The sequence below is a fragment of the Paraburkholderia sediminicola genome (assembly GCF_046030555.1).
GTDB classification, from domain to species: Bacteria; Pseudomonadota; Gammaproteobacteria; order Burkholderiales; family Burkholderiaceae; genus Paraburkholderia; species Paraburkholderia sediminicola_E.
The window spans coordinates 70,177-81,451 of sequence record NZ_JAQQCH010000018.1; the positions used below are offsets into that span (position 1 = coordinate 70,177).

Below are 11,275 nucleotides of genomic sequence, written 5' to 3' on the forward strand. Positions count from 1 at the left end.
GCGCGCGCTTTTCGCACTAGGGAAAAGCGTTCACGCGGCCATTCGGCACGCCGTTCAGTGCAGCACGAGTTTCAGTCCGGCAATCAATTGGGCGTTTTCTTCGGGCGAACCGACTGTCAAACGCACGCAATTGGCCAGCAATGGGTGCATTTTACTCACGTTTTTGATCAAAACCCGTGCTGCCAGCAGTGTTTCGAACATAACGGATGCATCCGGCACCCGCACCAGCAGGAAGTTACCAGCACTCGGGAACACCTCGGCGCCCGGCAATTGGGCCACGGCGTGCGCGAGTTTCGTGCGCTCTTCGCGCAATTGCGCAGCCTGAGCGTCGAGCACGTCGACGTGGTCGAGCAGGAAATCGGCGGCGGCCTGCGTCAGCACGTTGGTGTTGTAGGGCGGCCGCACCTTGTCGAATTCGGTGAGCCAGGCGGGCTTACCGACCAGATAACCCAGGCGGATGCCGGCCAGCCCGAGCTTGGACACGGTACGCATCACGACGACGTTGTCGAACGCATCGGCGCGCGGCAGCCAACTTTGCTGCGCAAACGGCTGGTACGCCTCGTCGATCACCACGAGGCTTTGGTTCGCTGCGGCGATGATGCGCTCCATGTCCGCGTCGTCATACAGTGTGCCGGTCGGATTGTTCGGATAGGCCAGATAGACGATCGCCGGTTCGTGCTCGGCGATCGCCGCCAGCATTGCTTCGGTATCGAGCGTGAAATCGGGCTTCAGCGGCACACCGATGAACTCCAGATTCGCCAGCTTCGCCGACATCTGATACATGACGAAACCCGGCATCGGCGCGAGCACCTTGGCGCCCGGCTTCGCGCACGCCACCGACACCATGCTGATGATTTCATCCGAGCCGTTGCCGAGCAGCACGTCGCAGCCCGCAGGCACGGCCATCACGCGCTTGATCTTTTCAATCAGCGCTTCCGGACGCGGCGCGGGGTAACGGTTTAGCGCGACGCCGGCCAGATGCTCGCCCAGATGCGCGGCGAGCACCGGCGGCAACGGAAACGGATTTTCCATCGCGTCGAGTTTGATATAGCCCGTAGCGTCCGGAACCGGATAGCTCGTCATCGCGAGCACGTCGCGGCGGATGATGTCTTGAGGTGTCGTCATAAGTCAGCGGACCGGGCCGCAAGGGAGAATCCGGCCTGGCATCGGCGGCACGCCGGCCGCTCCAGGTTGGTCTGTATTATCGTTATTTAACTGGGAAACGCGCGAAATCCGTCGGTGAGGTTCGCGGGCATCGGTGCGTGCCCGCTTGCGCTACCATCGGATTCGCCGCATTCAGGCGCTTGTGCCCCACCTTCAGCCGTTCTGACGCATCCGGTATTCGGCGCTGCGGGCATGCGCCTGCAGGCCTTCGCCGTAAGCGAGTTCGGCGGCGATCTCTCCGAGCGTCTGCGCACCTTCCGCGCTGACTTCGATCACGCTCGAACGCTTGAAGAAATCATAGACGCCCAAAGGTGACGAGAACCGTGCGGTGCGAGACGTAGGCAGCACGTGGTTCGGCCCCGCGCAGTAGTCGCCGAGGCTTTCGCTGGTATAGCGGCCGAGGAAAATCGCACCGGCATGGCGGATCAGCTGGCCCCATTGATGCGGATCCAGCGCGGAGATTTCGAGGTGCTCCGGCGCGATGTCGTTGGCGATCGCGCAGGCTTCCGCCATATCGCGCACCTTGATCAACGCACCGCGTCCTTCGAGCGACGCGCGGATCACGTCCTGACGCGGCATGGTCGGCAACAGCTCGTTGATCGCGTCGCGCACGCGGGCGATAAATGCATCGTCCGGGCACAGCAGGATGGATTGCGCGAGCTCATCGTGCTCAGCTTGCGAGAACAGGTCCATCGCGATCCAGCGCGGGTCCGTCGTGCCGTCGCACAGCACGAGAATTTCCGACGGCCCCGCGATCATGTCGATCCCAACGGTGCCGAACACGCGGCGCTTGGCCGACGCGACATAGGCGTTGCCCGGGCCGCAGATCTTGTCGACCGCGGGCACCGTTTCCGTGCCATAGGCCAATGCGCCCACCGCCTGCGCGCCGCCGATCGTGAACACGCGATCCACGCCGCCCAGCAATGCCGCCGCCAGCACCAGCGGATTCTTCACGCCATCCGGCGTAGGCACGACCATGACGATTTCGCGCACGCCGGCCACGCGGGCCGGAATCGCGTTCATCAGCACCGACGACGGATAGGCCGCCTTGCCACCCGGCACATAGATACCCGCGCGATCGAGCGGCGTGACCTTCTGGCCGAGCACGGTGCCGTCCGCTTCCGTGTACTGCCAGCTATGGCTGCCGCACTCGATCTTCTGCTTCTCGTGGTAGCCGCGCACGCGCGCCGCCGCCGCTTCGAGGGCCGCACGGCGCTTCGGCTCCAGGCCTTCGAGCGCCGCTTCGAGTTCGGACATCGGCAACTCGAGCGCCCCGACGCTCTTCGCCTCGACACGGTCGAAGCGGTTCGTGTACTCGAGCACCGCAGCGTCGCCGCGCGCCTTCACGTCATTCAGAATCTGCGCGACCGAGCGCTCGATTGCTTCGTCTTCGCTCGCCTCGAACGCGAGCACCGCGTGCAGCGACTTTTGAAAGTCGGGTGCGCTGGAATCGAGTTTGCGAATCTTGATAGACATACGGGTATCCGTTTCGGTAAGGCGCGCGTTAAAAGTTTGACCACGCGCGTGGTCAAACTATTCAGGCTGCCGCAGTGCCGGCCTTCGACGCGCGTTCGAACGCATCGAGAATCGGCCGCAGCGCGGCGCGCTTGAGCTTCAGCGCCGCCTGGTTCACAACGAGGCGCGACGAAATCTGCATGATCTCCTCCACCTCGACAAGATTGTTGGCGCGCAGGGTATTGCCCGAACTCACCAGGTCGACGATCGCGTCAGCGAGGCCAACCAGCGGCGCCAGTTCCATCGAACCGTACAGCTTGATCAGGTCGACGTGCACGCCCTTGGCAGCAAAATGCTCACGTGCGGTTTCGACATACTTGGTCGCGACGCGCAGACGTGCGCCTTGGCGCACCGCGTTCGCGTAGTCGAATCCGGCGGCCACTGCGACCGACATCCGGCAACGCGCGATATCCAGATCGACGGGCTGATACAGCCCGCTGCCGCCGTGCTCGAGCAGCACGTCCTTGCCGGCCACGCCGAAGTCGGCTGCGCCGTATTCGACGTAGGTCGGCACGTCTGTCGCGCGCACGATGATCACGCGCACGTTCGCGTCTGTAGTGGGCAGAATCAGCTTGCGCGAAGTTTCCGGATCTTCTGTGACTTCAATGCCGGCCGCGGCGAGCAACGGCAGCGTCTCTTCGAAGATACGCCCTTTCGACAATGCCAGCGTAAGCGGTGCGCTCACGGCCGGCGAAGACGAGGTTTGCGGCATCGAACTCATGCCTGGCTCCCGGCGATGCGGCGCACCTTGGCGCCGATAGCGTTGAGCTTGGTCTCCATCCGGTCGTAACCACGATCCAGGTGATAGATACGGTCGATCAGCGTTTCGCCTTCGGCACGCAGCGCGGCAATCACGAGACTCGCCGAGGCACGCAGATCGGTCGCCATCACTTTCGCGCCGGACAGCTTCTCGACGCCGGTCACGAGCGCGGTGTTACCGTCGATCGTGATGTTCGCGCCGAGGCGGTTCAATTCCTGCACGTGCATGAAGCGGTTTTCGAAGATCGTCTCGACCGCTTGCGAGGTGCCGTCCGCGATCGTATTCAGCGCCATGAACTGCGCCTGCATGTCGGTCGGGAACGCCGGATATTCGGACGTGCGGAAGCTGACCGCGCCCGGACGTTTGTCCATCCGCACGCGCATCCAGTCATCGCCCTCTTCGACCGTGACGCCGGCTTCACGCAGCTTTTCGGTGACGGCTTCGAGAATCAGCGGACGCACCTTACGTAGCGTCACATCGCCGCCGGCAGCCGCAACCGCGCACAGGAACGTGCCGGCTTCAATGCGATCCGGAATCACCGTGTGCTTCGCGCCATGCAGCTTGTCGACGCCCTGGATCACCAGGCGGTCCGTGCCGATACCTTCGATCTTTGCGCCCATCGAGACCAGCAGATGCGCGAGGTCGCCGACTTCCGGCTCACGCGCCGCGTTTTCGATGACCGTTTCGCCTTCGGCCAGCACCGCCGCCATCAGCAGGTTTTCGGTGCCCGTCACGGTAATCATGTCGGTCACGATGCGCGCGCCCTTCAGACGCGTGGCACGCGCTTCGATGAAGCCGTGCTCGATCGTGATCTCGGCGCCCATTGCCTGCAGACCCTTGATGTGCTGATCCACCGGACGCGCGCCGATTGCGCAGCCGCCCGGCAGCGACACCCTGGCATGACCAAAGCGCGCGACCAGCGGGCCGAGCACCAGGATCGACGCACGCATGGTTTTCACCATTTCGTACGGTGCGACGAGGTTATCGACGTTCGATGCATCCAGAGATACGCGCCCTTCACCGCTCTCGATGCGCACGCCCATCTGGCCGAGCAGCTTGAGCATCGTGCGCACGTCTTGCAAGTCGGGCACGTTTTCCAGGTCGACCGGCTCCGCGCTGAGCAGACTCGCGCACAGGATCGGCAACGCCGCGTTCTTCGCACCTGAGACGACGACTTCACCCGACAGCGGGTAGCCACCTTCAATGACGAGTTTATCCATGCCTGTCAGTTCCTGATTGACCCGGGCTTCAGACGGGTCTGCTTTGACTGTGTTCGACGCGCCGCTGCCGGCGTCGCGCCTTTCTTGAGTAATTCGCACTAAATTTCCAGATTACGCGTTCTGCCATTCGGCGGGCGTCAGCGTTTTCATGCTGAGCGCGTGGATTTCTTCGCGCATGCGGTCGCCGAGCGCCGCGTACACGAGTTGATGGCGCTGGATCAGACGCTTGCCTTCGAAGCTGGGCGAAACGATCGTCGCAAAGAAATGCTGACCGTCGCCCTCGACTTCGAGATGCTGGCAGGCAAGCCCAGCCGCGATGTATTGCTTGACCTGTTCGGGAGTCGGCAACATGAGAGAAGCTCCTGATCAGTGGCGCAGTTTGTAGCCGGAGGCGAGCATGCGCATCGCCACCACGGCCAGCACCACAAAGAAACCGGCAACGATCGCGAGGCTCACGAGCGGATTGATATCCGACATCCCGAAGAAACCGTAGCGAAAGCCGTCGATCATGTAGAAAAAGGGATTGAGCCGCGACACTTCGCGCCACACCGGTGGCAGCGTATGCGTCGAGTAGAACACGCCCGAGAGGAACGTGAGCGGCATAATCAGAAAGTTTTGAAACGCGGCAAGCTGATCGAATTTTTCGGCCCAGATGCCGGCGATCAACCCGAGCGTGCCGAGAATCGCCGCACCGAAAATCGCGAACGCGATGATGTAAAGCGGCGCGCTGAAACTGACCGGCACGAACCAGATCGTCACGATGAACACGCCAAAGCCGACCGCCAACCCGCGCGCCACGGCTGCGAGCACATACGCGCCGAACATCTCGTAGTGCGACAACGGTGGCAGCAGCACGAACACCAGGTTGCCGGTGATCTTCGACTGGATCAGCGACGACGAGCTATTCGCAAACGAGTTCTGCAACACGCTCATCATCACGAGGCCGGGAATCAGGAAGCTCGTGTACTCCACGCCCGGATAGACCTGAACGTGACCGCGCAACGCGTGGCCGAAAATCGTCAGATACAGCAGCGCGGTGATGACCGGCGCCAGCACGGTCTGGAACGACACCTTCCAGAAACGCAGGATTTCCTTGTAAAACAGCGTACGAAAGCCGCTCATGCCAGCCCCTCGATCACTTCCGGACCGTTCATTACCTGAACGAACACATCTTCAAGATCGGCTTTGCGGACCTCGATTTCCTCGAATGTACAGCCCGCTGCGCGGCACTGCGCGAGAATTCGCTCGACGTCGTCGTAGCTCGCGAGCCGCAGCAGATGCTGGCGACCGTTGCCATTGCCCGGGCCGCTTTCCACTTCGAGCGGACGCAACTCAGCCGGCAGCACGCCTTGCGTAAAGCGCAGGAACAATTGCATGCCGGCAAAGCGCTGCAGTAGCGTGCTGGTGCGCTCGAGCGCGACGACCTCGCCGCGCCGCAACATCGCGATGCGGTCACACAGCGATTCGGCTTCTTCCAGATAGTGCGTGGTCAGCACGATCGTGTGCCCTTCGCGATTCAGGCGCGAGATGAATTTCCACAGGGTTTGACGCAACTCGACGTCGACACCCGCGGTCGGCTCATCCAGTACGATCACCGGCGGCCGGTGCACCAGCGCCTGCGCCACGAGCACGCGGCGCTTCATGCCGCCTGACAGCGCGCGCATGTTGGCGTCGGCTTTATCGGTGAGGTCCAGATTGGCCATGATCTCGTCGATCCACGCGTCATTATTGCGCAGCCCGTAATAGCCGGACTGGATGCGCAAGGTTTCGCGCACGGTGAAGAACGGATCGAACACGAGCTCCTGTGGCACCACGCCGAGCGCCCGGCGCGCGTCGCGGAAATCGCTGACTACGTCATGCCCGCGCACCGCGATGCTGCCTTCATCGGCGCGTGCGAGACCGGCGAGGATGCTGATGAGCGTCGTCTTGCCCGCGCCGTTCGGACCGAGCAGTCCGAAGAACTCGCCTTCTTCCACCGTGAGGCTGACGCCCTTGAGCGCTTGCAAATCTTTGTAGCGCTTCTTGACGTTACGAATTTCTATGGCTGACATGACTGTGGGCCGCGTGCGTCGCGGCGCCTAAAGGAGCCCTGAGGGGGCGCAAAGTACTGGGAGGGACGAAATTGGGGCCGGTTATATGCCCCAAAAAACGTTTGATTATAGGGCAAAAATCAGCAGCCCCGACTCAGCCGGGGGGATTGGAAGTGACGCTATTGGAGCGTCAATGTCGCGCCGCGCTGCAAGCAGCATGGGACCGAAGTAAGCGCTAAAGCGCTAACTCCGGTCGACACAACAGAGTATCGACGCCGTAGGCTTGTGCGAGGCTGGCGAGACCAGCCGGCAGGTTGACGATCTCGAACGCGATGCCGCGTGCCTGTGCGGCACGCTCCCACGCGAGCAGAACGGCGAGCGCGGACGAATCGAATTGCGCGAGCGGTGTGCAATCCACACCCTTCGCGCCTGCAGCGATGCGCTGCAAACCCGCCTCGAGCGCGGCTTTCGCGCTCTCGTGGGTCAGTGTCGCGCCGCTTTCGAAGCAGCCTGCGACGACATTCAGCACCTCGCTCACGACTGCTTACCCGCAGCCAGTTGCTGGTTACGCTGCGTGAGGAACTGGATCAGTCCGTCCACACCCTTCTGCTGGATCTGCTCGTTGAACTGCTGCTGATACGCCTGGATCAGCCATGCGCCGAGCACGTTGATGTCATATACGCGCCAGCCTTGCGGTGTCTTGTACAGACGGTAATCGAGTTCGATCGGCGAGCCATTATTCATCACCACCGAGCGCACCACGGTGTCGGTGTCGTCCGGATTCATACGGAACGGCTTGTACTGGATCTGCTGGTCGCGTACTTGCGCGAGCGCGCCCGAATACGTGCGGATCAGCAACATCTTGAACTGATCGACCACCTGGTTCTGCTGCTCAGGCGTAGCGGTGCGCCAGTTGCGGCCCATCGCCAGTTGCGTGGTGCGGCGAAAATCCGTGTACGGCAGGATCTTTTCGTTGACGAGCTGGGTGATGTGCGAAATATCACCTTGCTGGATCGACTTGTCGGCGCGCACCGCGTCGATCACCTGCTGGGTGACCGTCTTGATCAGGCCGTCCGGCGAATTGGAATCGACCGTTTGTGCCGAGGCACCTGCACTGGCGAAAGAAAACAACGCAGCGAACAACGGAATCAGGAATAGTTTTTTCATATCGAACCTTGCTTGCCTTAGAAATAGTGCAACCGTTTGAGCCGACATTAGCACGCGAGTTCAGCAGCAATCCATGCGCAAACTGCGAGAGTCGTATCGATCTGTTACGGCCACACAATCAATGCAATTTGAATGACGGGAAGTTGAAACGCGTCGGCGGCACCAGTTGGCCGGCCGGGATCTGCGTGGTTTCCGGACCGCCGTTCAAATCGAGCGGCGGCGATTCGACACTGCCGGAGGCGGCTTCAGGCGCGGCCGCCGCGCCGGTTGCATCCGCTGCCGAAGCAGCCTGCGGCGGTGTCGCTGCGGCCGTACCGGAGGCAGCCGCCGCCTTCGCAGTAGCACCTTGCGTGCCTGCGGCGCCAGCCGGCGCAGCAGCTGCGCCGCCATCGACGTCGTCATACTTCGGCAACGGCGCTTCGTCGCCGTAGTTCGGCAGCGCCTGCGATTGCTTGCCGTCCGACAGCAAATACTGGCGGCGTTGCAGATACGCGTTACGCACGAACGAGTACTTGTCGAGCGCGGCGCCTTCCAGCACGTCGCTCGCGTTCAGCAAATTCGCACGCGTATTGATCACGTTCACGCCGTACAGCGCCCAGGTCAGGCCCGGCGGATTGATATAGCTGAGCGGGTTCACATAGTAGTTACCGATCGAGCCGACCGCGTCGCGCACCGTGCTCGGCCCGAACAGCGGCAGAACGAGGTACGGACCCGCCGGCACGCCGTAGTGACCGAGCGTCAGGCCGAGGTCGTTGTCGTGCTTGGGCAGCCTGGCGAGGGTCGCCACGTCGAACAGACCGCCGACACCGAACGTCGTATTGATCACGATCCGCATGATGTCTTCGACACCGTCGGTGATCTTCAGCTGCAGCAGGTTGTTCGCCGCGATGTAGACGTCGCCGATGTTCGAGAAAAAGTTGGTGACGCTGTCGCGCACCGGTTGCGGCGTCGCCCAGACATACCCCTTCGCGACCGGCTTCAGCGCGTACTGGTCGAGCTTGTCGTTGACCGTGAAGATGGTGCGGTTCAAGCCCTCGAGCGGATCGCCCTTGGTCGGCGTCTGCACAGTCGAGCAGCCGACGAGCGTAGCGGCCGCAAGCGCGAACGTCGCCATCTGGACGGTGCGCACACCCCTTATGCGTATGGTCTGCATTTTTATTCTCCTTATTGACCGGCCGTGCCAGAGGCGGGCGAAGTCGGCGCCGCCGGCGCGGGCGCCATGGCGGGGGCAGCCGCAGGAGCGGCCGAACCCGCGCCCGGCTTGGATGCGCCCGAGTCCGCGGCCTTGCTATACAGGAATTGTCCGATCAGGTTTTCCAGCACGATTGCCGATTGTGTCATCGAAATCGTGTCACCCGCTTTAAGCATCTCGCTGTCGCCACCGGGTTCGAGCCCGATGTATTGCTCGCCGAGCAGACCCGAGGTCAGGATCTTCGCCGACGTGTCTTTCGGAAACGGGTATTGCTTGTCGATATCGATCGTCACGACGGCCTGATACGCATTGCTGTCAAAACCGATCGAGGCAACCCGGCCGACCGTCACGCCCGCGCTCTTCACCGGTGCGCGCGCCTTCAGTCCGCCGATATTGTCGAACTTGAGCTTGACCGGGTACGTTGCCTGAAACGACAACGAACTCATGTTGCCGGCCTTCAGCGCGAGAAACAGCAACGCTACGAAACCCAACACCACGAACAGGCCGACCCAGAAGTCGAGAGCAGTCTTTTTCATCGTCATCCCAAAGTGAATCCGCCACGCTGCTCCCGTTCCCGTCACGCGCAATCCGAGGTGCGCCCGCTGAGCGGAAACGTGCAACGCAGTTTTAGCTGAACATCAATGCTGTTAGCAGAAAATCGAGGCCGAGCACCGCAAGCGACGCGTACACGACCGTCTTGGTCGTGGCGCGCGATACGCCTTCCGGCGTCGGCTTGGCTTCGTAGCCCTGAAACAGCGCCACGAAGGTCACCGCGAGGCCAAACACCACGCTCTTGATGACCCCGGCGCCGACATCGCGCCAGACATCGACGCCACCTTGCATCTGCGACCAGAACGCGCCAGCGTCGACGCCGATCAGCAGCACACCCACTACATAACCGCCGAACACGCCGACCGCGCTGAAAATCGCGGCCAGAATCGGCATGGAAATGATGCCCGCCCACAGGCGCGGCGCAATCACGACCTTGACCGGGTCCACCGCCATCATTTCCATCGCGGTGAGTTGCTCACCCGCCTTCATCAAGCCGATTTCGGCCGTCAGCGACGTGCCAGCGCGCCCCGCGAACAGCAATGCAGTCACCACCGGGCCCAGTTCGCGCACCAGAGAAAGCGCGACGAGCAGTCCCAAAGCCTGCTCGGAACCATAGCGGTTCAGCGTGTAATAGCCCTGCAAGCCGAGCACGAAGCCGACGAACAGCCCCGACACGGCGATGATCACCAGCGAATAATTACCCACAAAGTGGATCTGCTTCGTGACAAGGCGCGGCCGGCGCAGCAGCGGGAAGAATTCAAGCAGCAGCCGGAAGAAAAAGCGCGTGGCGTAGCCGGCCGTGCCCAGCCCGCCGATCACCGAGCGACCAAGCGCACTGATCATGACTGACCTCCGCCGATGCCGAAGTCCGCCGCAAGCGGCGTCTGGCTGGGATAGTGAAATTTGAACGGACCGTCCGGCGCGCCGTCGATGAACTGGCGCACCGTCGCATCGGTCGACGCGCGCAGTTCGGCCGGCGTGCCTTCGGCATGCACCCCGCCGTTGGCGAGGAAGTACACGTAATCGGCAATCGCGAACGATTCCGGCACGTCGTGCGTAACCAGGATCGACGTTGCGCCAAGTGCCTGATTCAGCGCGCGAATCAGGTTCGCGGTGATGCCGAGCGAAATCGGATCGAGGCCGGCAAACGGCTCGTCGTACATCATCAGCTCGGGATCGAGCGCAATGGCGCGGGCCAGCGCCACACGCCGCGCCATGCCGCCCGAAATCTCCGATGGCGCGAGGTCACGCGCGCCGCGCAACCCGACCGCATTGAGCTTCATCAACACGAGGTCGCGGATCAGTTCTTCCGGGAGGTCGGTGTGCTCGCGCAGCGCGAAGGCGACGTTTTCGAACACCGACATATCGGTGAACAAGGCGCCGAACTGGAACAGCATGCCCATCTTGCGGCGCAGCGCGTACAGGCCGTCGCGCGTTTGCGCGCCGATGTCCTGGCCCTGAAACAGGATCTGGCCGCGCTGGGCACGCACCAGACCGCCGATCAGGCGCAGCACCGTGGTCTTGCCGCAACCCGAGCCGCCCATAACCGCAACGACCTGGCCGCGCTTGAAGCGCAGATTCAGGTTCGACAGGACGAGCCGGTCGCCATAACCGAAGTCGACGTCGCGCAGCTCGAGTAAGGTCTCGGGGGAGGAAGACACGAAACTGACAGTCC

General features: G+C 62.4%; 13 protein-coding genes. All 13 read right to left on the reverse strand.

Annotated elements, in window-relative coordinates:
• Positions 1-54: 54 nt before the first annotated feature.
• A complete protein-coding gene (gene hisC / locus PQQ52_RS23990) occupies positions 55-1,125 on the reverse strand; it encodes a histidinol-phosphate transaminase (protein ID WP_408216773.1) in 1,071 nt (356 codons plus the stop codon).
• A 192-nt stretch (positions 1,126-1,317) separates the two neighbouring features.
• A complete protein-coding gene (hisD, locus tag PQQ52_RS23995) occupies positions 1,318-2,640 on the reverse strand; it encodes a histidinol dehydrogenase (protein WP_408216776.1) in 1,323 nt (440 codons plus the stop codon).
• Between the two features lie 61 nt (positions 2,641-2,701).
• On the reverse strand, positions 2,702-3,400 hold the full coding sequence (gene hisG, locus PQQ52_RS24000; RefSeq protein ID WP_408216778.1) for an ATP phosphoribosyltransferase: 699 nt from the start codon (positions 3,398-3,400) through the stop codon (positions 2,702-2,704).
• Positions 3,397-4,659 carry a UDP-N-acetylglucosamine 1-carboxyvinyltransferase gene (gene murA / locus PQQ52_RS24005; protein ID WP_494478224.1) on the reverse strand — a complete coding sequence of 421 codons (1,263 nt, stop codon included), beginning with the start codon at positions 4,657-4,659 and terminating at the stop codon, positions 3,397-3,399. Before murA ends, hisG begins: the two co-directional genes overlap by 4 nt.
• A 111-nt stretch (positions 4,660-4,770) precedes the next feature.
• Positions 4,771-5,010, reverse strand: a complete 240-nt coding sequence (locus tag PQQ52_RS24010; RefSeq protein ID WP_006052280.1) for a BolA family protein — start codon at positions 5,008-5,010, stop codon at positions 4,771-4,773.
• A 15-nt stretch (positions 5,011-5,025) separates the two neighbouring features.
• The gene (locus PQQ52_RS24015; protein ID WP_408216783.1) at positions 5,026-5,781 is read right to left on the reverse strand and encodes an ABC transporter permease; all 756 of its coding nucleotides are present in this window, start codon (positions 5,779-5,781) and stop codon (positions 5,026-5,028) included.
• Positions 5,778-6,710 (reverse strand): ABC transporter ATP-binding protein, encoded by a 933-nt coding sequence (locus PQQ52_RS24020; protein ID WP_408216786.1) that lies wholly within the window; start codon positions 6,708-6,710, stop codon positions 5,778-5,780. The genes PQQ52_RS24015 and PQQ52_RS24020 overlap by 4 nt, the downstream gene beginning before the upstream one ends.
• A 214-nt stretch (positions 6,711-6,924) precedes the next feature.
• The gene (locus tag PQQ52_RS24025; RefSeq protein WP_408216788.1) at positions 6,925-7,227 is read right to left on the reverse strand and encodes an STAS domain-containing protein; all 303 of its coding nucleotides are present in this window, start codon (positions 7,225-7,227) and stop codon (positions 6,925-6,927) included.
• Positions 7,224-7,856, reverse strand: a complete 633-nt coding sequence (locus PQQ52_RS24030; RefSeq protein ID WP_408216791.1) for an MlaC/ttg2D family ABC transporter substrate-binding protein — start codon at positions 7,854-7,856, stop codon at positions 7,224-7,226. The genes PQQ52_RS24025 and PQQ52_RS24030 overlap by 4 nt, the downstream gene beginning before the upstream one ends.
• 118 nt (positions 7,857-7,974) lie before the next feature.
• The gene (locus tag PQQ52_RS24035) at positions 7,975-9,009 is read right to left on the reverse strand and encodes an MlaA family lipoprotein (protein ID WP_408216794.1); all 1,035 of its coding nucleotides are present in this window, start codon (positions 9,007-9,009) and stop codon (positions 7,975-7,977) included.
• An 11-nt stretch (positions 9,010-9,020) separates the two neighbouring features.
• Positions 9,021-9,584 (reverse strand): outer membrane lipid asymmetry maintenance protein MlaD, encoded by a 564-nt coding sequence (mlaD, locus tag PQQ52_RS24040; RefSeq protein WP_408216797.1) that lies wholly within the window; start codon positions 9,582-9,584, stop codon positions 9,021-9,023.
• 91 nt (positions 9,585-9,675) lie between these two features.
• Positions 9,676-10,443, reverse strand: a complete 768-nt coding sequence (gene mlaE, locus PQQ52_RS24045) for a lipid asymmetry maintenance ABC transporter permease subunit MlaE (protein WP_408216799.1) — start codon at positions 10,441-10,443, stop codon at positions 9,676-9,678.
• The gene (locus PQQ52_RS24050; protein WP_408216801.1) at positions 10,440-11,261 is read right to left on the reverse strand and encodes an ABC transporter ATP-binding protein; all 822 of its coding nucleotides are present in this window, start codon (positions 11,259-11,261) and stop codon (positions 10,440-10,442) included. The genes mlaE and PQQ52_RS24050 overlap by 4 nt, the downstream gene beginning before the upstream one ends.
• Between the last annotated feature and the right edge of the window lie 14 nt (positions 11,262-11,275).